General features: G+C 63.6%; 24 protein-coding genes and 1 riboswitch. Of the genes, 17 read left to right on the forward strand and 7 right to left on the reverse strand.

Annotated elements, in window-relative coordinates:
* Genes LB556_RS06400 through LB556_RS06410 form a run of 3 tightly spaced genes read left to right on the forward strand, consistent with a single transcriptional unit; the run spans position 1 to position 3968 of the window.
* Positions 1-1155: a carbohydrate ABC transporter permease gene (locus tag LB556_RS06400; RefSeq protein WP_224565237.1), complete on the forward strand. Its 1155-nt coding sequence runs from the start codon at positions 1-3 to the stop codon at positions 1153-1155.
* A 4-nt stretch (positions 1156-1159) separates the two neighbouring features.
* Complete coding sequence (locus LB556_RS06405; protein ID WP_224565239.1) at positions 1160-2824, forward strand: alpha-glucosidase; 1665 nt, start codon at positions 1160-1162, stop codon at positions 2822-2824.
* Between the two features lie 31 nt (positions 2825-2855).
* Positions 2856-3968 (forward strand): ABC transporter ATP-binding protein, encoded by a 1113-nt coding sequence (locus LB556_RS06410; RefSeq protein WP_224565242.1) that lies wholly within the window; start codon positions 2856-2858, stop codon positions 3966-3968.
* 77 nt (positions 3969-4045) lie between these two features.
* Here LB556_RS06410 and LB556_RS06415 read toward each other — a convergent pair whose 3' ends face one another.
* From LB556_RS06415 to LB556_RS06425, 3 genes are all read right to left on the reverse strand, one after another.
* Complete coding sequence (locus LB556_RS06415) at positions 4046-4294, reverse strand: DUF680 domain-containing protein (RefSeq protein ID WP_224565244.1); 249 nt, start codon at positions 4292-4294, stop codon at positions 4046-4048.
* Between the two features lie 67 nt (positions 4295-4361).
* Positions 4362-4568: a DUF680 domain-containing protein gene (locus LB556_RS06420; protein ID WP_224565246.1), complete on the reverse strand. Its 207-nt coding sequence runs from the start codon at positions 4566-4568 to the stop codon at positions 4362-4364.
* 70 nt (positions 4569-4638) lie between these two features.
* Positions 4639-4839 carry a DUF680 domain-containing protein gene (locus tag LB556_RS06425; protein ID WP_224565248.1) on the reverse strand — a complete coding sequence of 67 codons (201 nt, stop codon included), beginning with the start codon at positions 4837-4839 and terminating at the stop codon, positions 4639-4641.
* 493 nt (positions 4840-5332) lie between these two features.
* Positions 5333-5535, forward strand: a riboswitch (cobalamin riboswitch).
* A 114-nt stretch (positions 5536-5649) separates the two neighbouring features.
* On the opposite strand from LB556_RS06425, the gene LB556_RS06430 reads away from it, so the two are divergent.
* The 7 genes from LB556_RS06430 (at position 5650) to LB556_RS06460 (ending at position 12676) form a co-directional block, all read left to right on the forward strand.
* A complete protein-coding gene (locus tag LB556_RS06430) occupies positions 5650-6897 on the forward strand; it encodes an aromatic ring-hydroxylating oxygenase subunit alpha (protein WP_224565250.1) in 1248 nt (415 codons plus the stop codon).
* 77 nt (positions 6898-6974) lie between these two features.
* Positions 6975-8075 carry a hybrid-cluster NAD(P)-dependent oxidoreductase gene (locus LB556_RS06435; protein WP_224565928.1) on the forward strand — a complete coding sequence of 367 codons (1101 nt, stop codon included), beginning with the start codon at positions 6975-6977 and terminating at the stop codon, positions 8073-8075.
* 131 nt (positions 8076-8206) lie between these two features.
* Positions 8207-8638 carry a PqqD family protein gene (locus tag LB556_RS06440; protein WP_224565253.1) on the forward strand — a complete coding sequence of 144 codons (432 nt, stop codon included), beginning with the start codon at positions 8207-8209 and terminating at the stop codon, positions 8636-8638.
* A gap of 33 nt (positions 8639-8671) precedes the next feature.
* Positions 8672-9721, forward strand: coding sequence for a serine kinase (locus LB556_RS06445; RefSeq protein WP_224565255.1), 1050 nt, complete (start codon positions 8672-8674; stop codon positions 9719-9721).
* Positions 9718-10470, forward strand: coding sequence for a glycosyltransferase family 2 protein (locus LB556_RS06450; protein ID WP_224565257.1), 753 nt, complete (start codon positions 9718-9720; stop codon positions 10468-10470). The genes LB556_RS06445 and LB556_RS06450 overlap by 4 nt, the downstream gene beginning before the upstream one ends.
* On the forward strand, positions 10470-11147 hold the full coding sequence (locus LB556_RS06455; RefSeq protein WP_224565259.1) for a glycosyltransferase family 2 protein: 678 nt from the start codon (positions 10470-10472) through the stop codon (positions 11145-11147). The genes LB556_RS06450 and LB556_RS06455 overlap by 1 nt, the downstream gene beginning before the upstream one ends.
* The gene (locus LB556_RS06460) at positions 11147-12676 is read left to right on the forward strand and encodes a nucleotidyltransferase family protein (protein WP_224565261.1); all 1530 of its coding nucleotides are present in this window, start codon (positions 11147-11149) and stop codon (positions 12674-12676) included. The genes LB556_RS06455 and LB556_RS06460 overlap by 1 nt, the downstream gene beginning before the upstream one ends.
* A gap of 96 nt (positions 12677-12772) precedes the next feature.
* On the opposite strand, the gene LB556_RS06465 is transcribed toward LB556_RS06460, so the two are convergent.
* From LB556_RS06465 to LB556_RS06480, 4 genes are all read right to left on the reverse strand, one after another.
* Positions 12773-13999 (reverse strand): glycosyltransferase family 87 protein, encoded by a 1227-nt coding sequence (locus LB556_RS06465; RefSeq protein ID WP_224565263.1) that lies wholly within the window; start codon positions 13997-13999, stop codon positions 12773-12775.
* Between the two features lie 55 nt (positions 14000-14054).
* Complete coding sequence (locus tag LB556_RS06470; protein ID WP_224565265.1) at positions 14055-14684, reverse strand: alpha-ketoglutarate-dependent dioxygenase AlkB family protein; 630 nt, start codon at positions 14682-14684, stop codon at positions 14055-14057.
* A 191-nt stretch (positions 14685-14875) separates the two neighbouring features.
* Positions 14876-15313, reverse strand: coding sequence for an alternative ribosome rescue aminoacyl-tRNA hydrolase ArfB (gene arfB, locus LB556_RS06475; protein WP_224565267.1), 438 nt, complete (start codon positions 15311-15313; stop codon positions 14876-14878).
* Between the two features lie 95 nt (positions 15314-15408).
* Positions 15409-17034 carry a phosphoenolpyruvate carboxykinase gene (locus LB556_RS06480; RefSeq protein ID WP_224565269.1) on the reverse strand — a complete coding sequence of 542 codons (1626 nt, stop codon included), beginning with the start codon at positions 17032-17034 and terminating at the stop codon, positions 15409-15411.
* A 342-nt stretch (positions 17035-17376) separates the two neighbouring features.
* Here LB556_RS06480 and LB556_RS06485 point away from each other — a divergent pair, with 342 nt between their 5' ends.
* The 7 genes from LB556_RS06485 to LB556_RS06515 all read left to right on the forward strand — a co-directional run bounded on the left by LB556_RS06485 (position 17377) and on the right by LB556_RS06515 (position 25588).
* A complete protein-coding gene (locus tag LB556_RS06485) occupies positions 17377-18078 on the forward strand; it encodes a response regulator transcription factor (RefSeq protein WP_010912942.1) in 702 nt (233 codons plus the stop codon).
* 83 nt (positions 18079-18161) lie between these two features.
* Positions 18162-19946, forward strand: a complete 1785-nt coding sequence (locus tag LB556_RS06490) for a sensor histidine kinase (RefSeq protein ID WP_318011260.1) — start codon at positions 18162-18164, stop codon at positions 19944-19946.
* Between the two features lie 24 nt (positions 19947-19970).
* Positions 19971-20417: an HPr kinase/phosphorylase gene (locus LB556_RS06495; RefSeq protein WP_224565271.1), complete on the forward strand. Its 447-nt coding sequence runs from the start codon at positions 19971-19973 to the stop codon at positions 20415-20417.
* A gap of 164 nt (positions 20418-20581) precedes the next feature.
* Positions 20582-20983, forward strand: coding sequence for a PTS sugar transporter subunit IIA (locus tag LB556_RS06500; RefSeq protein WP_010912939.1), 402 nt, complete (start codon positions 20582-20584; stop codon positions 20981-20983).
* On the forward strand, positions 20980-21276 hold the full coding sequence (locus tag LB556_RS06505; protein WP_224565273.1) for an HPr family phosphocarrier protein: 297 nt from the start codon (positions 20980-20982) through the stop codon (positions 21274-21276). Before LB556_RS06500 ends, LB556_RS06505 begins: the two co-directional genes overlap by 4 nt.
* Positions 21277-21449: 173 nt before the next feature.
* Positions 21450-22850, forward strand: coding sequence for an adenosylhomocysteinase (gene ahcY / locus LB556_RS06510; RefSeq protein ID WP_224565275.1), 1401 nt, complete (start codon positions 21450-21452; stop codon positions 22848-22850).
* 188 nt (positions 22851-23038) lie between these two features.
* Positions 23039-25588, forward strand: coding sequence for a sensor histidine kinase (locus tag LB556_RS06515; RefSeq protein ID WP_224565277.1), 2550 nt, complete (start codon positions 23039-23041; stop codon positions 25586-25588).
* Positions 25589-25594: the final 6 nt, after the last annotated feature.

Below are 25594 nucleotides of genomic sequence, written 5' to 3' on the forward strand. Positions count from 1 at the left end.
ATGGCCGTCGCGACCGGAAATTCATTCGCCAGCCGTTTCGGCATCCACATAGCGGTGCTGGTCTTCGTTGCCATCTGGACGATTCCGACGCTCGGCATCCTGGTCTCGTCGCTGCGTGACAAGGACCAGATCGTCGCCTCGGGCTGGTGGAATTCGTTCGCCAGTTCCAGCCAGACCGAGGCCGGGCGCCTGCCGCCCGCCTCGGCGCAGACCCAGAAGGACGGCAAGTTCGTTCTCGAGGGCAACATCTTCGGGGACAGCGCCAAGCGCAACATCAGCGCCTTCGGCGTCAAGGCAGCGGCGCCGACGGAATACCCGGCCAGCACATCGGCAGACCTCGGCGACGGCGTGACCCTGCAGGTCAATGCCGACGGCAGCTTCGTCATGGCATCGCCCAAGGCCTTCGAAGGCGATCGCGGCCAGCGCATCTACTACGCCTCGTCGGCGCCGCCAAAATTCACCACCGACAACTATCACACCGTGCTGTTCTCGGAAGGCATCGGCCGCTCGTTCATGAATTCGCTGACCGTCACCATCCCGGCGACGGTCATCCCGATCCTGATCGCCGCCTTCGCCGCCTATGCCCTGGCCTGGATGCGGTTTCCCGGCCGGGCGCTGCTGATCGCGGTCATCATCGGCCTCCTGGTGGTGCCGCTGCAGATGTCGCTGATCCCGCTGCTCAAGCTCTATAACGGTGTCGGTACATTCTTCGGGGTGCCATCGAAAACCTATCTCGGCATATGGCTGGCGCATACCGGCTTCGGCCTGCCCTTCGCCATCTACCTGTTGCGCAGCTATATCGCCGGCCTGCCGCGCGAGATCATGGAATCGGCGCGCATCGACGGCGCCAGCGATTTCGAGATCTTCGTCAAGATCGTGCTGCCGCTGTCCTTCCCCGTGCTAGCCTCGTTCGCCATCTTCCAGTTCCTGTGGGTATGGAACGATCTGCTGGTGGCAATGGTTTTCCTCGGGACGGCGCCCGATCAGATCGTGCTGACGGCCAAGCTCAATGCGCTGCTCGGCTCGCGTGGCGGCAACTGGGAGATCCTGACGACATCGGCCTTCATCACCATCATCGTGCCGCTGATCGTCTTCTTCTCGCTGCAGCGCTATTTCGTCCGCGGGCTGCTGGCCGGCTCGGTGAAAGGAGGTTGAGACAATGCAATCGGCTTTGAAGGCGAGTTCGAAACCAGACCCGGCCATCGACCAGGACTGGTGGCGGGGCGCTGTAATCTACCAGATCTATCCGCGCAGCTATCAGGACTCCAATGGCGACGGCATCGGTGATCTCAAGGGCATCATCGGCAGGCTGCCCTACGTTGCGGCCCTCGGCGCGGATGCCATCTGGATTTCGCCTTTCTTCAAATCGCCGATGAAGGATTTCGGTTACGACGTCTCGGACTATTGTGACGTCGACCCGATGTTCGGCACGTTGGCCGATTTCGACGCGCTGACGGCGGAGGCGCACCGGCTGGGTCTCAAGGTGATGATCGACGAGGTGCTGTCGCATACAGCCGACAGCCATCCCTGGTTCAAGGAAAGCCGCTCGAGCCGCGCCAATCCGAAGGCCGACTGGTATGTTTGGGCGGACGCAAGGCCCGACGGCACGCCGCCCAACAACTGGCTGTCGATCTTCGGCGGCTCGGCCTGGCAATGGGACACCAGCCGCCAGCAATACTACATGCACAATTTCCTGGCCGAGCAGCCCGACCTCAATTTTCATAATCGCGCGGTCCAGGACGCGCTGCTCGACGTCACCCGCTTCTGGCTGGAGCGCGGCGTCGACGGCTTCCGCCTCGACACCATCAATTTCTACTTCCACAGCCAAGGGCTGGAAAACAACCCGCCGCTGCCGCCGGAAGAGCGCAACGACCAGACAGCGCCGGCGGTCAATCCCTACAACTACCAGGATCATATCTACGACAAGAGCCAGCCGGAGAACCTCGCCTTCCTCGAGCGCTTCCGGGCCCTGCTCGACGAATATCCGGCGACCGCCGCGGTCGGCGAAGTCGGCGATTCCCAGCGCGGGCTGGACGTGGTCGCCGCCTACACCGCCGGCGACAAGCGCGTGCATATGTGCTACTCCTTCGACTTCCTGGCGCCGGAAAAGATCAGCGCCGCCAAGGTCCGCTCGGTGCTGGAAGCCTTCGGCAGGGTGGCCAGCGACGGCTGGTCGTGCTGGGCGTTTTCCAATCATGACGTGATGCGACCGGCCACGCGCTGGGCCGCCGACGAAGCCGATCCGACCGCCTATCTCAAGGTCATCTCGGCGTTGCTGATGTCGCTGCGCGGCTCGGTCTGCATCTATCAGGGCGAAGAACTCGGGCTCGGCGAGGCCGAGCTGCGCTTCGAGGACCTGCAGGATCCCTACGGCATCCGCTTCTGGCCGGAATTCAAGGGCCGCGACGGCTGCCGCACGCCCATGGTGTGGGATGGCGGCGCCAAGAATGGCGGCTTCTCCCAAGCAAAGCCCTGGCTGCCGGTGCCGGCCAAGCATCTGTCGAAGGCGGTCAACGTGCAGCAAGGCGACGAAACTTCCCTGCTCGAGCACTACCGGCGCTTTCTTGCCTTCCGCCGCGCCCATCCAGCGCTGGCCAAGGGCGACATCACCTTCATCGAAAGCCAGGGCGATACCGTCGCCTTCACCCGCCGGGCGGGCAATGAGGAGATCGTCTGCGCCTTCAATCTGGGAGCCGCCCCAGCGAAGATTGAGCTCGGCAACCGAACCCTGCAACCTTTGGCGGGACACGGATTTTCCGGGCAAGCGAGCACCGGTTCGGTCGAACTCGGCGGTTACGGCGCCTGGTTCGGGCGCATAGGCTGAAAACATCTGTGGAATCACTGGGAGGGAACCAATGGCCGATGTCAATTTGAGACAAGTGAAGAAGTCCTACGGCAATCTCAATATTCTCCACGGTATCGACCTCGACATCAAATCGGGCGAGTTCATCGTCTTCGTCGGCCCGTCGGGCTGCGGCAAGTCGACCTTGCTGCGCTCGATCGCCGGGCTCGAGGAAATCACGTCGGGTGAATTGAAGATCGACGGCCAGGTGGTCAACGACGTGCCGCCGTCGAAGCGCGGCATCGCCATGGTGTTCCAGTCCTACGCGCTCTATCCGCACATGACCGTCTACGACAACATGGCCTTCTCGATGAAGATCGGCAAGGAAAGCAAGGCAGAGATCGACAAGCGGGTGCGGCAGGCCGCGGAGATCCTGCAGCTGACCAAATATCTCGACCGCCTGCCCAAGGCGATGTCGGGCGGCCAGCGCCAGCGTGTCGCCATCGGCCGCGCCATCGTACGCAATCCGAAGGTATTCCTGTTCGACGAACCGCTGTCGAACCTTGACGCGGCCCTGCGCGTCGCCACGCGCATCGAGATCGCCAAGCTCAAGGAATCGATGCCCAACACGACCATGATCTATGTCACGCACGACCAGGTCGAGGCGATGACGCTTGCGGACCGCATCGTGGTGCTGAAGGACGGCCACATCGAGCAGGTCGGCACGCCAATGGATCTCTACAAGAACCCCGGCAACCTCTTCGTCGCCCAGTTCATCGGCTCACCGGCCATGAACATCCTGCCGGCGACGATCGACAAGACGGGCAATCCGACCATCATCAGCCATGTCGGCGGCCGCAAGGCGACGGTGCCGATCGCGACGCCTGCCTCGGCGAAGGCAGCAGCGATCAGCTTCGGCGTGCGGCCGGAAAATCTCGCGATCGCCAGCGGTACGGACTATCTGTTCGAGGGAACGGTCGATTATGTCGAGCAGCTCGGCGAGGTCCAGCTTGTCTATGTCGACATCGGCCGGGCCGATCTGCCGCTGGTGACCAAGCTGCCGGGCAATGTCGAGGTCAAGCGCGGCTCGACGCTGCGGCTGACCGCCGATGCCGGCGACCTTCACATTTTCGATGCGGACGGTCGCTCCTTTGCCCTCCACGAAGCCGAAGCAAAGGCGGCCTGAGAGCAACCGTTCTCGACGACGCGAAGAAGGGCGGCGGGCATGGCCCCCCCCCCTTCCAGGTAGATCGCCCAGGCTGGTTAGTTGTTGCCGAAGAGATTGCGATCGGCACCCTGATGAGCCGGCTTCTGGACGTCGCCGGACGAATTGAGCAGCTTGTAGACGGGCGAGTCGCTGTTGCGGATCGAACCCGTATGTGACCTATCGATACCGACAGCCGACGAAGCAGTGGGCTGATTGGCGCCATCGGAGCCATAGTTGTCACTGCCGGCGAAGGCGCTGCCGGAGAGAGCCAGAACGGTGGCGGCAGCAATGAGAATCTTGTTCATTTCAAATACTCCTGATGTCTTGGAATTCCACGAGCGGCGGGCAAGCCCGCCACCCGCGGACAGGCCGTTAACGGCCGAAGAGGTTGCGATCGCTGCCCTGCTGGACAGGCGTCTGTGTGGCCGGAGCCGACTTGCCGATCGACGCAGTGTTCGAATTGTCGGTCGAAGTGACAGCCGCCTGGTTGGCGCTGTTGGAACCGTAATTGTCACTGCCGGCAAACGCGCTGCCGGAGAGGGCCAGGACGGCGGCGGCAGCAATGAGGATCTTGTTCATTTTAGGTACTCCTGAATTCGTGGCATCCACCGGCGCGGCAGGTCGCCCGCCGCGAGCCGGGGATCGGCTGTTAGTTGTTGCCGAAGAGGTTGTAATCGGCGCCCTGGGCTGGCTTCTGAGCAACCGGCTCCGACTTGTTGGTCGAAGCGGTGTACGAGCTGTCGACGGTCGCAGCGGGGACGGCAGTGCTCGAACCGTAATGGTCGCTACCAGCGAAGGCGCTGCCGGAAATGGCCAGAAGGGCGGCGGCAGTAAGAACAATCTTTTTCATTTTGGGGACTCCAGTATTTTTCCGTCCGTCTAGCGGCGTGTCTTGGGATTGAAAATCGCGTCGTTCGGACAGCCCCGATGTGGGAGAGCCCACCGGCCGTTTCCAATCACGAAGTTGTTCCGCGTGGCCCATGAATCCACCACTTGAAATTGTACCAGAGCTTTCCACTCCAGTTATTTTTCTCTTTTATATCAGCCGGTTATGCAAACCCGACGCCTCGGCCGGCAGCCATGCCAGAGGCTCGGCGTTCACAGCGTCCTGCACGCACCGTCAACAGAAACGAACCGTTCGGTTCGATTTTAGAATCCGCTAATAGTCACTTTTTGAAACCGTTAACCCTTTTTGCCCCGGCAAGGGGGTTGAAAACGACGCCGCGAGGCTGGCGGCAAAAGCCGCTTCCAACGGCCGCGCGTTGTCGGGACGGTCGGGCCTGCGTGTCGCGCCGCATGGATGCGATGTCGCTTTCATGCCGATGTCGCAAACCTTGTCGTGATTAGATCACGCCATCTCAGGTGCCGCTGCGTGACGATGGAGCGGAGAATTGGGAAGCCGGTCAGATTCCGGCGCTGCCCCCGCAACGGTGGTGGAGTTCAAGTCGCAACGGGAGACCACTGGGCGAAAGCCTGGGAAGGTGTCGCGATGGTCCGCAGGGACAACTCCAGAGCCCGGAAACCAGCCCGAGATCGCTAGAACTCGACTGATCGCGGTGGGCGGTCAAGAGGCGGATGGCGTCTGTCCGGCTTTTCGCCGGCCCGCGCTCAGTCCTTCCTCCATCACCACCAGTTCAGTCCTTGAAAATGAGGACAGGACATGGACGCGCGCAACGACATGCTGAGGCTCCTGAACAGCCGCAGACAGGGCTTTTCGCTGGAACAGCCCTTTTATACCGACCCGGACTACTTCAAGCTGGACATGGAGCTGATCTGGTATCGCGACTGGCTGTTCATCGGCCATGATTGCGAATTGCCGAAGCCGGGAAGCTTCATCACCGTGCAGATCGGCGACTATCCGGTCGTGCTGGTGCGCGACCAGCAGGGCAAGATCAATGCCTTCCACAACTCCTGCCGCCACCGCGGCAGCCGCGTCTGCAATACGGATAAGGGTATGGCCGCCAAACTGGTCTGTCCCTATCACCAGTGGACCTACGAGCTCGACGGCCGGCTGTTGTTCGCCCGCCAGATGGCCGATGGGTTCGACAAGACCCAGTTCGGGCTCAAGCCCGTCGCCTGCGAAAGTGTCGCCGGCTATGTCTTCATCTGCCTGGCGAAGGAGCCCGCCGACTTCGCGCCGATGCGGGCGATGATCGAGCCCTATCTCCAGCCGCACCGGCTCGGCGAGGCCAAGATCGCCTTCGAGAGCACGATCATCGAGAAGGGCAACTGGAAGCTGGTCTGGGAAAACAACCGCGAATGCTACCACTGCGCGGGAAATCATCCGGAGCTGTGCAAGACCTTCCCGGAAGCACCGACCGTGACCGGCGTGCAAGGCGCGGACAGCGATCCGGAGATGCTGGCGCACTGGGCGAGGTGCGAGGCTCTCGGCCTGCCGAGCAAGTTCCGCATCGACCCCGCCGGGCAATACCGCGCCACCCGCGCGCCGCTGCTGCGCGACGCCCAGAGCTACACGATGACGGGCAAGCGGGCGGTGAAGAAGAACCTGTCCGACAGCGTGTCGGCCGACCGCATCGGCACGTTGATGCATTATCACTATCCGACGACCTGGAACCATATCCTGATCGACCATGCCGTCACCTTCCGCGTGCTGCCGGTCAGCGCCACCGAAACGGCGGTGACGACGAAATGGCTGGTGCACAAGGACGCGGTCGAGGGCGTCGACTACGATCTGGCCGAACTTACCCATGTCTGGACCGAAACCAACGACCAGGACCGCCGCATCGTCGAGGAGAACGCCTTCGGGATCCTGTCGCCGGCCTACGAGCCCGGCCCGTATTCGGAGCTGCATGAAGGCGGCGTGATTCAGTTCGTCGACTGGTATGCCCGCTTCATCGGCCCGCGCCTTGCCGATGACGGCAGGCCGGCCCTGCGCAGCGTTGCCTAGCGCATGGCGCCCAAAAGTGTTCAGCGGTTTTGGGATTACGCCATGCGCAAAATGAAAAGGACAAGGGGATGAACGCGATGACGGATCTTGGCCTCTATCGCCATCTCGACCAGATGGCGCCCTGGAACGACAGGCTGCAGGTGCTGGAAGTGACCGGCGTCACCGACGAGGCGCCCGGCGTCAAAACCTTCACTTTCCGATCCGACAACCAGACCTGGTTCCGCTACAAACCCGGCCAGTTCGTGACGCTGGAGTTGCCGACAGCAGACGGACCGCTGATGCGCACCTACACGCTGTCGTCGTCGCCGTCGCGGCCGTTTTCGATCGCGGTGACGGTGAAGGCGCAGGCGGACAGCATCGGCACACGCTGGATGTTCGATCACCTGACGCCGGGCTCGCACGTCAAGGCCTATGGACCGGGCGGCGACTTCTCGCTGCACAGCCATCCGGCGGCGAAATATCTGTTCATCTCGGCCGGTTCTGGCGTAACGCCGATGATGTCGATGCTGCGCTGGCTGAACGACTGCGCGCCATGGACCGATGTCGGTTTCGTCAACTGCGCGCGGCGCCCGGAAGAGATCATCTTCCGCAAGGAGCTTGAACTGCTCGGCGGCCACATGCCGGGCCTGTCACTCGGCTTCATGATCGAGGAGCGGTCGAGCCGCGAGGGCTGGTACGGCCATATGGGCCGCATCGACGCCATCCGGCTGCCGCTGCTGGCGCCCGATTTCCGCGAACGCGAAATCTTCTGCTGCGGTCCAGACCCTTTCATGCGCGCCGTGCGTGGCATGCTGGAAGCCGCCGGCTTCGACATGGCGAAATACCACCAGGAGAGCTTCGCCGCACCGGTGGTGGAGGAAATCCCGGCGCCATTCGCGGCGCCGGCGCAGGACGGTGTGGCTGTCCCCATAGAAGCCGCGACGCCGATCCGCTTCGCGCTTTCGGACGTCGACGCCGAATGCGTCGCCGGCCAGACCGTGCTGCAGACGGCGCGCGCCTCGGGCGTGCGGATACCGGCGGCCTGCGAATTCGGCCTGTGCGGAACCTGCAAGGTGAAGAAGCTCGCCGGCGCTGTCGAGATGAGCCACAATGGCGGCATCCTCGATCACGAGATCGATGATGGTTTCATCCTGGCCTGCTGCTCCAGGCCGCTATCGGCATTGGAAATCGAGGCGTGATGCCGAACTGATCGCGGAATAGTCGGCACCTCGCCAGCACAGCTTGCCTTGCCAACGAAGAACCGAGCGTTTACAGGCGTTGTTGGTGGAAGCAGTCCTGCTGGCGGGCAGGAATGTAACGCGGGGCAACAATGAAGCATGATTCCCATGCCTATGCGGTTGCGAGCCGGGATATCGTTTTCGAATCCTTCGATGGCGAGGCCGTGGTTCTCAACCTTGCGAACGGCAAATATTTCGGCTTCTCCGATTCCGGCAGCAAGGCATGGCAGGCGCTTTCATCCGGAGTGGATGCCCAGGCTCTGATCGGGCTGGCCGCGGGCGGCTCGACAATAGGCCAGGCCGAGCTCGAACACTTCATATCGCAGTTGCTCGAACTGGGTTTGCTGGTGCGTTCTGAAGCAACGGCGCAGCCATTGCCAGGCGAATTGCCCGCCGGGCTTGCCGCCACGAACGAGCCGCTCAATGTCAGCATTCACGACGACCTCGCCGACCTGATCGTCGTCGATCCCATCCATGAGGTCGAGGAACCCCTTGGCTGGCCGGCGGTCAAGCAGGCTTCCTGAAGCGCCGGCCGCTGCCGTGATGGAAGGCGCTTGATGCCGCGCGTCACGCTCGAAACCTTGCCCGATTATGCCCGGTATGTCATCGCCGCCGCTGAAGGCGCGGCCTCGCGCTATCCGACCACACGAAAGGTTCGCCTGCCCTGGCTGGAACTGACCGCGCATCTGGGTCACGGCGTGCTTGCCGATGCACTGAGCCACGCATTCGTGGAGGCCGTGCATGATCAGCCGGAACCGTCCGCGTGCCGCATCTTCATCGCCCATCCCGGCATCGATGGCATTCCGGAGCCGGCGCGATGGGGCGACGCGCATTTTACCGAGCACGGCTTTGCCAAACGGCTCGCCGAAGCCGGCTTGCGCGGGCATTATTTCCACGACCTGGATTTCTGGCAGGTCTACGATCCGCAGCGTCGCGTTGGCGTGCAGCTGATGGCCTCGGCCGATGCCTTTCCGCCCTGGGAGCCGGGGGCACCGCTGCGCGTCTTCCTGCATTGGGAATATGCCGCGCGCGGCATGCGGCTGACCCATGCCGGCACGCTCGGCGCCGGCGGCAAGGGTATCCTGCTTGCCGGCTCGGGCGGGGCCGGCAAATCCGGCACCGTCGCCGCTGGCCTGCTCAACGGGCTCGACAGTGTCGGCGACGATTATGTGCTGATCGATCTCGCCGGAGGCGTGACCGCGCGGCCCCTTTTCTCGACGCTGAAGCAGGACGCGCACGGTTTCGCGCGGCTGGGCCTGCAACAGCGGCTAACGGCGCAAGGCCCGCTGAACTGGCAGGGCAAGCACACGTTTCACATCGAGGGCATCGCGCCCAGGCCGGTGCCCATGATGCTGGACATCGTCGCGCTGGTGGTGCCACATATCAGCGGTGGCGGAGCAAGTTCGATTATGCCGATGTCGCGCAGGGATGCCATGATTGCCTTGGCGCCGTCCGGCATCGCGCAGATGCCGGGCGAGCGTGAAAGCGGCTTTCGCTTCTTCAGCGATCTCACCCGCCTGCTGCCGTGCTACCGTCTGTCGCTGGGGACGCAGCCTCGGGAGATCGCCAGCACGATCGAGGATTTCCTGACACGAGGCGCCTGGTGAAGCTCAGCGTGATCATGCCTGTGTACAATCGCGAGCGCTATGTCGTCCCGGCGCTGAGCTCGCTGATCAGGCAGCGCGCTGACGCCGATCTCGACATCATCGTCATCGACGACGGTTCGACCGATGGCTCGGCCGAGGCCGTGCGCGCGATGATGGGAGATCATTCCTGCATCCGGCTGTTCCAGCAAGAGAACATGGGAGTGACGCGGGCGCGCAACAGCGGGCTCAGGCAGCTGAAGCCTGAAGCAGAACTCGTGTCGTTCCTCGATTCGGACGACATCTCGCCAGCCGGGCGCTTCAAGGCCGATGTCGAGCTTTTCCGCAAGTATCCCGATCTCGATCTGACCTATTCGAGGATGATGCTGGTCGACAAGATCGACGACGGGACCCTGGAGCCCACTGCGGACAGCAACAGCATCACGGTTCGCGGCATTCATCTGTCGGCGGCGATCTTCGCGCGCCGCCTCGTCGCGCGCATAGGCGATTTCGACGAGGACTTCGTTCAGGCCGAAGACACCGACTACCTGCTGCGCGGCTTTGAGCTTGGGCCCAGATACGTGCTTCCCGACACGGTTGCGCTCTATTACAGACGGCATGCGGGCAACATGACGAGGCAGGAGGGCGTCCAGTCGCGGGAATTCCTGCGCGCCATCTACAAATCCATGAAACGGCGCAAGGCCGACCCGTCGCTGCGGCCGATCGAAGGTATCTTCGAGCTCGACAAGCTTTCAGATTGGCGTTCCCTGTGATGAGCGGATACGGCGTCGTCATACCGGCCTTCAACGCCAGCGGCACCATCGCGAAGACGCTGCAATCGGTCGCGGCTCAGACGGTGCGGCCGGAGCTGGTGGTGATCGTCGACGACGGATCAACCGACGATCTCGCCGCGGCGATCGGTGGAACGAACCTGCCGCTGCAGCTGCTGCGCCAGGCAAATGCCGGCCCGGGCAGCGCGACGACCAGAGGCATCGCCGCGCTGTCGACGCCGTTCATCGCAACGCTCGACGCCGACGATCTGTGGCTGCCGACCAAGATCGAGGACCAGCTTGCATATCTGCGAGGATTGCCCAGAACGTCGGGCGTCTTCTGCCATTTGCGAAACTTCCGCAATGACCAGCCCGATGCGACCGAGGACGCCGCCGTGCCCGGCTGGTCGCGGAGCACGATGCTGATCCGGCGCGAGGTCGCCGAGACCGTCGGACCCGTCGTCGATCCGCCGGGCGGCCGCGGCGAAATGATCGACTGGATCGCGCGGGCACGCGAGGCTGGGTTTGCGCTCGACATGATGGACGAGGTGCTGGCGCTGCGCCGCATCAGGCCTGGTAGCCTGTCCTACGGGCGCGATGCGGCGCGCGACCGCGGCTATCTCGAAGTGGCGCGACTGGCCATGCTGCGGCGAGCTCGGAACAAGGCCGGCGCGGGCTGATGACGCGCATTCGCCGCATCAGCAGACGCTTCCCGGACTATGGCTGGTCCTGGCCGACGGGCGGGCTCGACCAGTTGCTCAAGGCCGCCCTTCTTGCCGATGACGACGCGGCCGCCGGTCAAGCGATGCAGTGGCTGAGTGCGAACGACATCGATCTCGTCTCTTTCAGGGAGCATCGGCTGCTGGCTGCGATCTGCGACCGGTTCGGCCGGAAACTGGCCGGCCATTCCGCCTATCCACGTCTTGTCGGTCTGCAAAAGATGCTGTGGACCAAGTCGCGCATGGCGATGCGCGAGGCCGAACCGACGCTGCAGGCGATGACGGACGCCGGATGCCTCGTGATGCTGATCAAGGGCGCCAGCCGCATCGCCTTGAACGCATCGGCACAGCGCGGCCGGGTGGCGCACGACATCGACATATTGGTGCGGCCGCGGGACATGCCGGCGGCGTTCGACGTGCTGCGCGACAGCGACTGGCAGATCGCCACCGGGGTGAGCCCGCAATATCTGAGGACAAGACTGGCCTCGCTGCGGTCGATGAACTTCTTCAAGGGCAGTTATGGCGACATCGATCTGCACCAGCTTGCGTATGACGGTTCGCAGCAAAGCGACGAGGACGACCTGGCGATCTGGCGGCGGGCGGAGGCGGCCGAATTCAGCGGTGTCGGCGTGCTGGTGCCGTCGCCCGCGGACCGCATCGCGCTCGCCATCGCGCATGGCGGGCTCGACGCCCACACGCACAGCGATTGGCTGGTCGATTGCGCAGTGGCCATTCGCGCCGGCGACGTCGACTGGGACGTGTTCCTCGATGTTGTCGCCAGGCGCGGCCTTGCCGTCGCCGCGGCGGTGGCGCTCTCCTACCTTGCGCTCGATATCGGCGTGGCGGTGCCGGACAGGGTGCTGGCGCGCGTGCTGGACATGGCCGACCGCACCGGCCTTTCGCGCTGGTCGGCGGTGCTGCAGGCCAAGCCGCGAACCGATTTCGGCAGGCTGACCTGGCTGTCTCGCGGCTTTGCCAAGCAATTGCGGCTGAGACGCAAGGGCGGCCGGCTGCGGCAGGAGCCATCCGCCAAGGCGTGGCGCGGCAAGGCATGGAGTGGCAAGACATGGAGTGGCAAGACATGGAGTGGCAAGACATGGCGCGGCGGGCCGTCCGGCGGCGAGCCGCTGGAAAGATCGTCGCCCCCGGTCTTCTCGCAGACCATACCTTGCCCGCCCACGGTGGGGGAAATGATGCTGGACATCACGGTCAGGATCAGCGTTCCGCCGGTCCGGCGCCGTATCGAAATGGAGATCAACGAGGATGACGGCCACGTCGCGCGTCTGCGTGCCATGGCCATCAGCCGCTCTGGTGGGGAAAGAGTGCTGCGCTTTCGCGGCAAGGTTACATTCGACGGCCGGCAGCATGTCTTGACGCTGGAGGCGCGGCCATCGCGGCAATTCCGCCAATGGGATGATCAGGCGACTGTCGCCGCCTACGGCGCATTGCCGTTCCATCTGGTCTCGGCGACCTTTTCGGCGATCGGCTGAGTTATCAGCGTTCACCGGTCAGGCCGCACGAGCGGATCAAGCTCCCGATGGACACCTTGCGAAAACAGCCCAGGGCAGAGTCGCGGCAATCGTTCCCTATGGCGATGATGTCTGGCCGTCAGCTATCGTCGAGGCAAGGCTCCCGCGTTCGCGGGCTCTTATGTCGGCAAGCATCCATGCCGACAGGGACAAGGGCACCAACACGCCGATGCCAAGCCCGATACCGTTCACCAGATGGGCGATGGCGGGGTAGAGCCAGATGAGTGCCAGGAAAATCCGGGGCGTGTCGGCGCGCGCCGAAAACAGGTAGGCCACGGCAACGGCAAGACCGACCGTGTCGTAGCTGTAGCCGTAAGGCGTCGCGACCGTTGCCAGCACGGCGGTAAGGACCACTCTTTCGCCGTGCTCGACCTGCCGCCGAGGCAGCCAGACCCAGACGCTGGCGCAGATTGCGGCAAAGGTCGCAACGGCTTGCATCGCATAGGATACCGTCAGCCCGGCGCCGAATGCACGCGCCAGGAAGAACATGGTTGCGGCGTTGGCCTGATAGGCTTGCGGAAAGGGTGCCTCCAGGATCGCTGTCATCAGGGGACGGGTTTGGGTCCAGAACAGATGCCAGACGTCGAATCCGAGCAAGAGCCCGGTCAACATGAACAGCGCGGCCGATGACAGGGCCGCGGCGGCGATGGCGCGCCAGTTGCCGCTGGCCAGCAGGCAGAACGGCACCAGAATGCCCAGATGCGGCTTGGTCGTCAGCAAGCCGAACAGCAGCCCGGCCAGGATTGGCCGTTTTGGCACCACGGCCAGCCCGCCGATAAGAAGAGCGGTGGTAAGGGCGCCGTTCTGGCCGAAGATGGCGTTGATGAAGACGGCCGGGCATACAAGAACGGCCGCTTCGGCCGCTGTGCCCAGTTTCAGCGGCCGCACCGCCAGCCACAGGCAGAAGACAGTGCCGAAAGTCCAGATGACATAGGCCGGGAAGATCGGCAGCAGCGCCAGCGGCGCACCGAAGATCAGGATGCTGGGCGGGTAGCTCCATTCCTGGTTGGGAAGATCGGGCGAAAACATCCGCCGCAAGGCCGCGCGATAGCTGTCGACGTCAAACAGCCAGGCCACATGGCCGTCGAGCGCCATGCGTCCACCGGCCCACAGATTGGTGAAATCCCAATAAGGCAGCCGGTCACTGAGTTCGGAGAAGCCGTGCTCGTCGAAGGTCCACAAGGCAAAATGGTAGCGCAGTCCGATCAGAATTCCCGTGCACAGCACAAGTGCCGCGAAACGGAAATCGGATCGATTGCGGGCATTCTGATCGGCCTGTGCCATTGTGCTGTTTCCGAGACCCTGTCCGCCTTGATAAGCGAGGCGCGTTAAGATCGGCTTATTTGGAGGTGTCGTCGGGCTTCGTTACCCGCCGCAGCGTCAGATTGATCCTGCCGCCGTTCTTGAGCAGCGCCGAGGTCGAAGGGTAGATGCGGTCGACGCCATGAAAGGCAAGACGGCCCTCGCCGCCAAGCACGACGACATCGCCGCTTTTCAGCCTGAACGATTTGGTGGCGCCATCGCGCGTTGTCTGGCCGACCCTGAACAGACAGTCGTCACCCAGCGAGATCGAGACGACGGGTGCCGAGAAATCGGCTTCGTCTCGATCCTGATGCAGGCCCATCTTCGCGTCAGGCGTGTAGAAGTTGATCAGGCAGGCCTCCGGCGGCTCCGGATAGCCCGACACCTGCCGCCACAGGTCGAGCAGACTGTCGGGGATGGGCGGCCATGGCTCCGCGGTCAGCGGATGCGTCGGCTGGTAGCGATAGCCGCGTTCCTTGTCGGTGACCCAGCCGAGCGGACCGCAATTGGTCATGCGCACGCTCATCTCCTTGCCGGTCCGCGGCATGGCCGGCACGAACAGCGGCGCTCGCTGGACGATGCTCCTCACCTCGTCGACCAGCGTCTCCTGGACGGCGCGGGAGAGATGGGCCGGCATGTGGCGGACGCCTTTGGGCAGAACGAGCATGGATTGGCTCACCTCGCGAACATTCTGAGCCGCAAGATGCCACCATCATACGCACGGGGCGACCCGAAAAGCCCGTGTCGATGTCAACAAAATTGCCGAAGCGGGAAGGGGTAAATCGCCTTCCCGAATTCGCCAAAAGCGGTGGACGGATAAGGAATGGAAGCCGGTTTGTACACGGGCCGTTGTGTTGCTCAATCGTTCTCCACCCGGCCGCGCAGCTTCTTGATCGTGCCGCGTCCCGCCTTGCTCTTCAGCCGGCGCTCGACCGCACCCTTGGACGGCCTTGTCTTCTTGCGCGGCGGTGGCGGCGGTTCGGCGGCCTTGGCCACCAGGGCGGTGAGCCTGGCCCGTGCATCGGCGCGGTTCTGTTCCTGCGTGCGGAAGCGGCCGGCCTCGATGACGATGACGCCGTCCTTGGTGGCGCGCTGGCCGGCAAGTTTTATGACCCGCTCGCGCACGCGGTCCGACAGGCCCTCCGCGTTTTGCGCGTCGAAGCGAAGCTGCACCGCCGTCGCCACCTTGTTGACGTTCTGGCCGCCGGGACCGGACGAGCGGATGAAATCCTCGTGCAGGTCGCCCGGGTGGATCACGGCCTCGCCTGATATGATGATGTCGTCGTCGATCGGCATGCCGCAGTCATGGCGCGGCGCACCGAAAAAGAAAAGGCCCGATCGAAACCGGGCCTTCAACGGTGCCGAGCGATGATGCTCAGCGATTAGGGCGGTTACTCCGCCGCTTCCTGCATGCGGGGCGCCGCACCCATGACGGTTGCATCGACATGCGGCTCGAATTTCTCGAAGTTGACGGCGAACATGCCGACCAGCCTTGCCGCCTGCCGGTCATAGGCAGCCTTGTCCGCCCAGGTCGCCCGGGGGTCCAGAATCATCGGATCGAGAATGGCGCTGTCGACGCCAGGCACAGCTACCGGCACCTCGAAGCCGAAATTGGCGTCGGTGCGGAACTTGGCCGCCTTCAGCGAGCCGTCGAGTGCGGCGGCGAGCAAGGCGCGCGTCGCCTTGATCGGCATGCGCTTGCCGGTGCCATAGGCACCGCCGGTCCAGCCGGTGTTGACCAGCCAGCAATCGGCGCCATGGCGGGCAATGAGCTCGCGCAGAAGATTGCCGTATTCCGACGGATGGCGCGGCATGAACGGCGCGCCGAAACAGGTCGAGAAGGTCGCCTCGGGCTCGGTCACGCCCTTTTCCGTTCCGGCCACCTTGGCCGTGTAACCGGAGAGGAAATGATACATCGCCTGCGCCGGCGTCAATCTGGCAATCGGCGGCATCACGCCGAAAGCGTCCGCGGTCAGCATGATGATGTTCTTCGGGTGATTGGCGCGCCCGGTTTTCGAGGCATTGGGGATGAAGTCTAGCGGATAGGCGCAGCGCGTGTTTTCGGTGAGCCGGCCGTCGTTGAAGTCCGGCACGGCATCGGCGTCGAGCACGACATTTTCCAGCACCGTGCCAAAGCGCTGCGTGGTGGCGAAGATCTCCGGCTCGGCTTCCGCCGACAGCTTGATCGTCTTGGCGTAGCAGCCGCCTTCGAAATTGAAGATGCCGTGCGGACCCCAGCCATGCTCGTCGTCGCCGATCAATGTGCGCGACGGGTCGGCCGACAGCGTGGTCTTGCCGGTGCCCGAGAGGCCGAAGAAGATGGCGGCATCGCCGGCCGGTCCCTCGTTGGCCGAGCAGTGCATCGGCATCACGCCCGTCTTTGGCAGGAGGTAGTTGAGCATGGTGAACACCGACTTCTTCATCTCGCCGGCATAGGAGGTGCCGCCGATCAGCACGATCTTGCGCGTCAGGTCGACGGCGATCACGGTTTCGGTGCGGCTGCCATGACGGGCGGGATCGGCGCGGAAGGACGGCAGGTCGATGATCGTCAGCCCGGGCACGAACTGTTCGAGTTCGGCCGCATCCGGTCGGATGAGCAGGTTGCGGATGAACAGCGAGTGCCAGGCAAACTCGGTGATCACCCTGGTGGGCAGCTTGAACTCCTCGTCGGCGCCGCCGACCAGATCTTGCACATAAAGATCCTTGTCCGCGGCGTGAGCCTGGAAATCGGCGAGCAGCGCGTCGAATTGGGCCGGCGAGATCGCCTTGTTGTTGTCCCACCACACCTGCGGTTCGGTGGCGCCGTCGCGGACGACGAACTTGTCCTTGGGCGAGCGACCGGTGTGCTGGCCGGTCTCGGCGACGAGCGCGCCACGCGCGGTCAGCCGGGCTTCACCGCGCCGGATCGATTCCTCGTAAAGGGCAGCCGCACCGAAATTGTAGCGCACAACGCCGGAAGTTTTCAGACCTATACGATCGATCGCGCAGGCAGGATTGCGTTTGCCGACTTCCGACATTGGTGACCCTTTTCAAGATTTGCCGCATCTTTGCCGGCATATCCGGCACGCCTGCCAAGCAGGCCATGATGGTCAGAACCAGAAAAGCCGAATGATATCAAATCATTAATCGATTTAAATATTTTGAAAGTTGTTTAAATCGTTTATATATGCAAAAAGTCTGGTGGTTGCCCAAAGGATTGGCGGCGCTCGTTCGTCCAATCCGTGTCGAGGTAGGATTGTGGCCGCCGGCACGCCGCTCGTGACAGCGGACAAGGCCTATGCCACATTTTGTACCTAATTTGTCCTGCAAAAGCCCCTTCTCTACGACAGAAGGGACAGCTCATGAGGGAGCCGCTTGAAATGGCAACAATCGCGCTTGTCGATGACGACCGCAACATTCTGACGTCGGTGTCGATCGCCCTCGAATCCGAGGGGTATCGTGTCGAGACCTACACGGATGGTGCGTCCGCGCTGGAAGGCCTGGCGGCCCGTCCGCCAAATCTCGCCATCCTCGACATCAAGATGCCGCGCATGGACGGCATGGAGCTTCTGCGCCGGATGCGCCAGAAATCCGACCTGCCGGTGATCTTCCTGACCTCCAAGGACGACGAGATCGATGAATTGTTCGGCCTCAAGATGGGCGCCGACGACTTCATCCGCAAACCGTTCTCGCAGCGCCTGCTGGTCGAGCGGGTGCGCGCCGTGTTGCGCCGTGCCAGCGCCCGCGAGGCCGCGGCAAAAGCGCCCAGCCAGCAGGCCCGCTCGCTCGAGCGCGGCCAGCTCGTCATGGACCAGGAACGCCATACCTGCACCTGGAAGGGCGAGCCGGTGACGCTCACCGTCACGGAGTTCCTGATCCTGCATTCGCTGGCGCAACGCCCCGGCGTCGTAAAAAGCCGTGATGCGCTGATGGATTCGGCCTATGATGAGCAGGTCTATGTCGATGACCGCACGATCGACAGCCACATCAAGCGGCTGCGCAAGAAGTTCAAGGCTGTCGATGACGACTTCGAGATGATCGAAACCCTTTACGGAGTCGGATACCGGTTCCGCGAAGCATAATTCGATGTATGTCGAGCAGAAGCAGTCCCAGGCCCGGGACCGCGACATGCGTCAACCCAAGGACTAGCGGGAGCTGCTATTCGATGGCAGTGGAAGCACAGCGAACAAGACCGGCGGGCGCTGCCAGGCGGCCGTCGCGCATCATGCCGTCCTTCGTGTCGAAATTCACGGTGCCGATGCGCCGATTCCTCGGCCACCATATCTTTTCCAGCCTGACGCGGCGCATCCTGTTCCTCAATCTCGCCGGGCTGGCGGTGCTCGTCACCGGCATCCTCTACCTCAACACCTTCCGCGACGGGTTGATCGACGCGCGGGTCGAAAGCCTGATGACGCAGGGCGAGATCATCGCCGGCGCCATCGCGGCGTCGGCGACGGTCGAGACGGATTCGATCAGCATCGACCCGGAGAAGCTGCTCGAGCTGCAGGCCGGCGAAAGCCTGGGACCTGGCTCGGACCAGCTCGACAATCTGGATTTTCCGATCAATCCCGAGCGCGTGGCGCCGGTGCTGCGGCGGCTGATCTCGCCGACCCGCACCCGCGCCCGCATCTATGACCGCGACGCCAACCTGCTGCTCGATTCGCGGCATCTCTATTCGCGTGGCCAGATCCTGCGCTACGATCTGCCACCGGTCGACGAGGAAGAGCCCGACCTTGTCGAGCGCATCCAGAAGTTCATCTTCGACTTCTTCCGCAACACCGACCTGCCGGTCTATCACGAGCAGCCGGGCGGCAACGGTGCCGCCTTTCCGGAAGTGGTCAAGGCGCTGACCGGCAGCCCGTCCACCATCGTGCGCGTCTCGGAACAGGGCGAGCAGATCGTCTCGGTGGCGGTGCCGATCCAGCGTTTTCGCGCCGTTCTGGGTGTGCTGATGCTGTCGACCGAAGGCGGCGATATCGACAAGATCGTCGCCGCCGAACGCAAGGCGATCCTGCGCGTCTTCGGCATCGCGGCGCTCGTCACGGCCATCCTGTCGATGCTCCTGGCCTCCACCATCGCCAATCCGCTGCGGCGTCTGTCGGCGGCGGCGGTGCGGGTCAGGCGCGGCGTCAAGAGCCGCGAGGAAATCCCCGATTTCTCCGACCGCCAGGACGAGATCGGCAATCTGTCGGTCGCCGTGCGCGAGATGACCAACGCGCTTTACGCGCGCATCGAGGCGATCGAGAGTTTCGCCGCCGACGTTTCGCATGAGCTGAAGAACCCGCTGACGTCGCTGCGCAGCGCTGTCGAAACATTGCCGCTGGCGAAGAATGATACCTCGCGCGCGCGTCTGATGGAGATCATCCAGCATGACGTCAAACGGCTGGATCGCCTCATCACCGACATTTCCGACGCCTCGCGCCTCGATGCTGAATTGGCGCGCGAAGATGCCGGCACCGTCGACTTGAAGAAATTCGTCACCGACCTCATCGCTGTCTCGCGTGAAGCGACGCGCAACAAGAAAGCGGTCGAGATCGAGCTCAAGGTTGCCAAGCTGCCGCAGGGCGCCAAGGGCTATGTCGTCGTCGGCCATGATCTGCGCATCGGCCAGGTCATCACCAATCTGATCGAGAACGCCCGATCCTTCGTGCCCGAGGACCATGGCCACATCAGCCTGTCGCTGGCGCGCGCCGGCAAGTTCAACATCCTGACCGTCGACGACAATGGGCCCGGCATCCGCGCCGACAACATCGACCGCATCTTCGAACGCTTTTATACCGACCGGCCCGCGGGCGAGGCGTTCGGCCAGAATTCGGGCCTTGGCCTGTCGATCTCCAGGCAGATCGTCGAGGCCCATGGCGGCACGCTGACCGCCGAAAACATTCCCGGCACCAAGCCCGGCGAGATCAAGGGCGCGCGCTTCGTCGTGACGCTCCCGGCCGAGGGATGATCGCCGATCATCAGGGATCGCGACATGCCGCCTGACAACGCTCACGCGACGGCGCTGCTGATCGGCGAGCGCGGCATCTTCATCACCGGGTCATCCGGGTCGGGTAAGACAACGCTGGCGCTGACGCTGATCGGCCACTGCCTGCCGCGCGGATTGTTCTCGCGGCTCGTCGGCGACGATCAGCTCTTCGTCGAAGCCCATGCGGGGCGGCTGGTGTGCCGTGCGCCCGCCACCATCCAGGGTCTGGCCGAAGTGCCGGGACTTGGGCCACGGCCGCTGCCCTTCGAGCCAGCCTGCGTCGTCGACCTGCATGTGCGGCTGTTGCCGCCGGCGGAAATCCTACGCTTCCAGGAGGTCGCCAGCGGCGACATCGCCGGCTGCGCGGTGGCGCGCATCGATGTCGCCGAGCGCAATGTCGCAGCGGCGCTGCCTGCCGTGATGGCGCGGTTGTCGATCTCGCCTTTTTTATGATCCGCCCGGGTTTTTTTGCTGCAATGCGTCAAAATGGCATGCGCCGTCGCAATTTTGGGCTTGTCAACGGGCCGCGCGTCGACAAGATAGCGCTCCCGCCGCCTGGAATGGCTGGCGAACATAAAATGCGCCTGTGAAGCGGCGATGACGGGAGCCACCAGAGAATGATCGGACTCGTGCTTGTAACGCACGGTCAACTGGCCACCGAGTTCCGACATGCCGTCGAACATGTCGTCGGGCCACAAGACAATTTCGAAACCGTGGCGATCGGTGCCGATGACGATATGGAGCAGCGTCGCCGCGACATCGTCGACGCGGTCGCCCGTGTCGACACAGGGGCAGGCGTGATCGTGCTGACCGACATGTTCGGCGGCACGCCATCCAACCTCGCCATCTCGGTGATGGAGTCCGGCCGCACCGAAGTGATCGCCGGCATGAACCTGCCGATGCTGATCAAGCTGTCGTCGATCCGCAAGGGCGACAACATGGCGGCCGCGCTTGACGAGGCGCAAGCCGCTGGCCGCAAATACATCAATGTCGCCAGTCAGCTTCTGAGCAGCAAATGAACGCGATATCCCCGGAAAAAGACCAGATCGTCCGGGAGTTTCCAATCGTCAACCAGCGCGGCCTGCACGCGCGCGCTTCGGCGAAATTCGTTCAGCTTGCCAGCGGTTTCAATGCTTCCGTCCATGTCGAGAAGGACGGCGTCCAAGTCGGCGGCACGTCGATCATGGGCCTGATGATGCTGGCTGCCAGCCCGGGATACTCGATCCGTGTCACCGCCAGCGGCCCGGAGGCGCTCGAGGTCATGGATGCGCTGGAGCAGCTTGTCGCCTCCCGTTTCGGCGAAGAGTGCTGATCCCGAAGCTCGCGCTCTGGGACATGCACGAATAAAGATTTCTTTATATCCCATTGTCGTCCGAGGCCTGATCTGCTAGTCAGGCCGGCAATTCGCGCCCTTGGAAAGGTCTTCCGGCACGGGCGCATCCGCTAACAATTCGCACGCAAAACAATTCGCATCGGAGCACTGCCATGACGGGTAGCAAGGACTATGTGGTCGCCGACATCTCGCTTGCCGGCTGGGGCCGCAAGGAACTCGATATCGCCGAAACCGAAATGCCGGGCCTGATGGCCTGCCGCGAGGAGTTCGGCGCCAAGAAGCCGCTCAAGGGCGCGCGCATCACCGGCTCGCTGCACATGACCATCCAGACCGCGGTGCTGATCGAAACGCTGAAGACCCTCGGTGCCGATATCCGCTGGGCTTCCTGCAACATCTTCTCGACCCAGGATCATGCGGCCGCGGCCATCGCCGAGGCAGGCATTCCGGTCTTCGCCGTCAAGGGCGAGAGCCTCGAGCAGTACTGGGACTACACCGACAGGATTTTCCAGTGGGCCGACGGCGGCCTCTCCAACATGATCCTCGATGATGGCGGCGACGCCACCATGTACATCCTGATCGGCGCCCGCGCCGAGGCCGGCGAGGACGTGTTGTCCAATCCGCAGAGCGAGGAAGAGGAATATTTCTACGCCCAGGTCAAGAAGCGCCTGAAGGCCTCGCCCGGCTTCTTCACCAAGCAGAGGGAAGCGATCCGCGGCGTCACGGAAGAGACGACCACCGGCGTCAACCGGCTCTACCAGTTGCAGAAGAAGGGCCTGCTGCCCTTCCCGGCCATCAACGTCAACGACTCGGTCACCAAATCCAAGTTCGACAACAAATATGGCTGCAAGGAATCGCTGGTCGACGGCATCCGCCGCGGCACCGACACGATGATGGCCGGCAAGGTCGCGGTCGTCTGCGGCTATGGCGACGTCGGCAAGGGTTCGTCCGCCTCGCTCAAGGGCGCCGGCGCCCGCGTCAAGGTCACCGAGGTCGACCCGATCTGCGCCCTGCAGGCGGCGATGGACGGCTTTGAAGTCGTCACGCTGGAAGATGCGGCTCCGACCGCCGACATCGTCATCACCACCACCGGCAACAAGGATGTCGTCACCCTCGACCATATGCGCTCGATGAAGGACATGGTGATCGTCGGCAACATCGGCCACTTCGACAACGAGATCCAGGTGGCGTCGCTGCGCAATCTGAAATGGACCAATGTCAAGCCGCAGGTCGACATGATCACCTTCCCGGACGGCAAGCGGATGATCCTGCTGTCGGAAGGCCGCCTGCTCAATCTCGGCAACGCGACCGGCCATCCGAGCTTCGTCATGTCGGCGTCCTTCACCAACCAGGTGCTGGCGCAGATCGAGCTGTTCACCAAGGGCGAGCAGTACCAGAACCAGGTCTATGTGCTGCCCAAGCATCTCGACGAGAAGGTCGCGCGGCTGCATCTCGACAAGCTTGGCGCCCGGTTGACCGAACTGTCGGGTGAGCAAGCCGCCTATATCGGCGTCACGCCGCAGGGTCCGTTCAAGCCGGAACACTACCGCTATTAACCAAAGCTAGATTTACTACTAGATATTGACGCCGGGCGATTGACTTTTCGCCCGGCTTTATTTTTGCGCCGAATGATTCTTCACGCCGATTCCAGCAAGCGCTATTGTTGTGATTCGCGGGTCCGGGGACGAGGATCGGTGCACGCATCAGGGCGGTCTTGCATTCAGGCGGCGAAGAGGACCAAGACATGCCGGGGGATAACCCGCTTCACGCGGGAAAGGCCGTTTCCGGCGGCCATGACGATTCGAGGACCATGGGCTCCGCCCCGCGAGGCGAGCGCCTTTCGTGGCGCGCCCGCATGGGATTGGTCCTTGCCGGCTCCGCTCTTGCCTGGCCCTTGGCGGTCGCGCATGCCCAGGCCGCCGGCGCCGCGGTGGCCAGCCTTTCGATCAGCACCATCGAGGTCGTGCAACTGGCCGTGTTCGTCGGCGTGACGGGCACGGCATTCCTGTCCGCCATCGTTCTGATCCGCGAGCGGGCGCGCACCTCGGCGGAGAATGTCGAGCTGAGAAGCCGCGTCGCCGACATCAGCGCGGCGTTGCGGCGTTCGGAAGCACTGCTCAATTTGCGCGATCAGCGTGTCGTCGTCTGGGCCCAGGAAAACAAGAAACCCGAACTCATCGGCACGTTGCCGATCGAAAGCGGCGCGCCGGAGGAACGGGCCGCGTTCCTGGCTTTCGGCCGCTGGCTGATGCCGCGTTCGGCGGCGGCACTAGAGCATGCCGTGGCGGGCTTGCGCGAAAAAGGCAGGCCGTTCGACCTGGTGTTGGAATCCCAGGCCGGCGCTCCACTGGAAGTGCATGGCCGCAAGAGCGCTGCCCATGTGCTGGTGCGGTTTGTTTCGCTTTCCGAGACGCAGCGCAGCCAGGCCCGGCTCAAGATCGACAACCAGCGGCTGGCCATCGACCATGACACGATGATCGGGCTGCTTGAGGCCCTGAAGATGCCGGCATGGCTGCGTGACGAGCACGGCCGCCTGAAATGGGTCAACCGGGCCTATGCCGACGCCGTCGAAGCCGAGAGCGCGGAAGCGGCCGTGCGCGACGCCAAGGAATTTCTGGGCGGCCAGGCGCGCGACGCCATCGCCGCGCAGCACAAATCGCATCCCGTGTTCGAACAGTCGCTTTCGACCGTGATCGAAGGGGACCGCCGCGTGTTCGCCGTGACCGACTTTGCCGGCGCCGACGGTTCGGCCGGCCTTGCCTGCGACACCAGCGCCATCGAGGCCATCCGCGGTGAATATGAGCGGACCGTGCGCAGCCACGCCGATACGCTCGACCAACTCAACACCGCGGTCGCCATCTTCGACACCGACGAGAAGCTGCGCTTCTTCAACCAGGCTTTCCAGAAGCTGTGGGGGCTCGACAGCGGCTTCCTGCACAGCGCGCCCGACAACGCCCTCTTGCTCGACCGTCTGCGCAGCGAGGGCAAGATCGCCGAACAGCCGGAATGGCGGCGCTGGAAGGAAGGCCTGCTCGGCGCCTACCGTGCGGTCGAATCTCAGGAACACTGGTGGCACCTGCCGGACGGCAAGACGATCCGCGTCGTCGCCAACCCGCAACCCAAGGGCGGCGTCACCTGGGTGTTCGAGAACCTGACGGAGAAGATGGATCTCGAAAGCCGCTACCGCACCGCGGTTCGGGTCCAGGGCGAAACGCTCGACAACCTCGCCGAAGGCGTCGCGGTGTTCGGCCCTGACGGCCGGCTGCGCCTGTCGAACCCTGCCTTTGCCACGCTGTGGGGATTGGACAAAGAAGCCGCCAAGCCCAATGTGCACGTATCGGCCATACGCGAGCTCTGCGACCGGCAAGCGGTCGAGAGCCCCTGGCCCGGCTTCGTCGCCGCCATCACCGGCTTCGACGACGAGCGCCGCGAGCGCCACGGCCAGACCGAACTCAACAACGGCGCCGTGCTGCGCTACGCCGTGATCCCGCTGCCCAACGGGCAAGTGATGATGACCTTCGTCGACGTCACCGATAGCGTCCATGTCGAACGCGCGCTCAAGGACAGGAACGAGGCGCTCGAGAAATCAGACCAGCTCAAGAACGAATTCGTCCAGCATGTGTCCTACGAACTGCGTTCGCCGCTGACCAACATCATCGGCTTCACCGAACTGCTGTCGCTGCCGGCGACCGGCCCGTTGACGCAGAAGCAGCGCGAATATGTCGAGCATGTCGGCTCGTCCTCGTCGGTGCTGCTGACCATCGTCAACGACATACTCGACCTGGCGACGGTCGATGCCGGCATCATGCAGCTCGACATTTCCGAAGTGCATGTCGACCGCACCATCGCGGCCGCCGCCGAGTTGGTCGCCGACCGGCTGGAGGAGCATTCGATCCGGCTCGCGGTCGACGCCGCCGCGGCGCCGAAGACCTTCCATGGCGACGAAACCCGCATCCGCCAGATCCTCTACAACCTGCTGAGCAACGCCGCCAATTACGCGCCGGAGGCCAGCACCATCCGGCTGGCCTGCCGCCAGTTGGCGGACGGAGTCGAGTTCTCGGTTCACGATGACGGCCCCGGCATGCCGCCCGACGTGCTCGATTCGGTGTTCCGCCGCTTCGAGCCGCGCGCCAATGGCGGCCGCCGGCGCGGCGCTGGCCTCGGCCTGTCGATCGTCAAGAGCTTTGTCGAACTGCATGGCGGCGCCGTTCGCATCGAAACCGGCAAGGACAAGGGCACGACGGTCATCTGCACCTTCCCCGACATGCCGGGTATCCGCGCAGCGGCCGAGTAGCGCGCT

Origin of the sequence: Mesorhizobium sp. ES1-4 (genome assembly GCF_020164745.1) — a bacterium.
In the GTDB taxonomy this organism is placed as follows: Bacteria; Pseudomonadota; Alphaproteobacteria; order Rhizobiales; family Rhizobiaceae; genus Mesorhizobium.

Excerpts from the sequence above, each read along its gene's own strand:
- arfB (WP_224565267.1), bottom strand. The coding sequence starts at position 15,313 with ATGCCGATCGACGACGACATCATCATATCAGGCGAGGCCGTGATCCAC.
- LB556_RS06470 (WP_224565265.1), bottom strand. The coding sequence starts at position 14,684 with ATGCTCGTTCTGCCCAAAGGCGTCCGCCACATGCCGGCCCATCTCTCC.
- LB556_RS06400 (WP_224565237.1), top strand. The coding sequence starts at position 1 with ATGGCCGTCGCGACCGGAAATTCATTCGCCAGCCGTTTCGGCATCCAC.
- LB556_RS06490 (WP_318011260.1), top strand. The coding sequence starts at position 18,162 with ATGGCAGTGGAAGCACAGCGAACAAGACCGGCGGGCGCTGCCAGGCGG.
- LB556_RS06495 (WP_224565271.1), top strand. The coding sequence starts at position 19,971 with ATGCCGCCTGACAACGCTCACGCGACGGCGCTGCTGATCGGCGAGCGC.
- LB556_RS06455 (WP_224565259.1), top strand. The coding sequence starts at position 10,470 with ATGAGCGGATACGGCGTCGTCATACCGGCCTTCAACGCCAGCGGCACC.
- LB556_RS06415 (WP_224565244.1), bottom strand. The coding sequence starts at position 4,294 with ATGAACAAGATTCTCATTGCTGCCGCCACCGTTCTGGCTCTCTCCGGC.
- LB556_RS06500 (WP_010912939.1), top strand. The coding sequence starts at position 20,582 with ATGATCGGACTCGTGCTTGTAACGCACGGTCAACTGGCCACCGAGTTC.
- ahcY (WP_224565275.1), top strand. The coding sequence starts at position 21,450 with ATGACGGGTAGCAAGGACTATGTGGTCGCCGACATCTCGCTTGCCGGC.
- LB556_RS06435 (WP_224565928.1), top strand. The coding sequence starts at position 6,975 with ATGACGGATCTTGGCCTCTATCGCCATCTCGACCAGATGGCGCCCTGG.
- LB556_RS06515 (WP_224565277.1), top strand. The coding sequence starts at position 23,039 with ATGCCGGGGGATAACCCGCTTCACGCGGGAAAGGCCGTTTCCGGCGGC.
- LB556_RS06410 (WP_224565242.1), top strand. The coding sequence starts at position 2,856 with ATGGCCGATGTCAATTTGAGACAAGTGAAGAAGTCCTACGGCAATCTC.
- LB556_RS06460 (WP_224565261.1), top strand. The coding sequence starts at position 11,147 with ATGACGCGCATTCGCCGCATCAGCAGACGCTTCCCGGACTATGGCTGG.
- LB556_RS06405 (WP_224565239.1), top strand. The coding sequence starts at position 1,160 with ATGCAATCGGCTTTGAAGGCGAGTTCGAAACCAGACCCGGCCATCGAC.
- LB556_RS06505 (WP_224565273.1), top strand. The coding sequence starts at position 20,980 with ATGAACGCGATATCCCCGGAAAAAGACCAGATCGTCCGGGAGTTTCCA.
- LB556_RS06465 (WP_224565263.1), bottom strand. The coding sequence starts at position 13,999 with ATGGCACAGGCCGATCAGAATGCCCGCAATCGATCCGATTTCCGTTTC.
- LB556_RS06420 (WP_224565246.1), bottom strand. The coding sequence starts at position 4,568 with ATGAACAAGATCCTCATTGCTGCCGCCGCCGTCCTGGCCCTCTCCGGC.
- LB556_RS06445 (WP_224565255.1), top strand. The coding sequence starts at position 8,672 with ATGCCGCGCGTCACGCTCGAAACCTTGCCCGATTATGCCCGGTATGTC.
- LB556_RS06440 (WP_224565253.1), top strand. The coding sequence starts at position 8,207 with ATGAAGCATGATTCCCATGCCTATGCGGTTGCGAGCCGGGATATCGTT.
- LB556_RS06485 (WP_010912942.1), top strand. The coding sequence starts at position 17,377 with ATGGCAACAATCGCGCTTGTCGATGACGACCGCAACATTCTGACGTCG.
- LB556_RS06430 (WP_224565250.1), top strand. The coding sequence starts at position 5,650 with ATGGACGCGCGCAACGACATGCTGAGGCTCCTGAACAGCCGCAGACAG.
- LB556_RS06425 (WP_224565248.1), bottom strand. The coding sequence starts at position 4,839 with ATGAAAAAGATTGTTCTTACTGCCGCCGCCCTTCTGGCCATTTCCGGC.
- LB556_RS06480 (WP_224565269.1), bottom strand. The coding sequence starts at position 17,034 with ATGTCGGAAGTCGGCAAACGCAATCCTGCCTGCGCGATCGATCGTATA.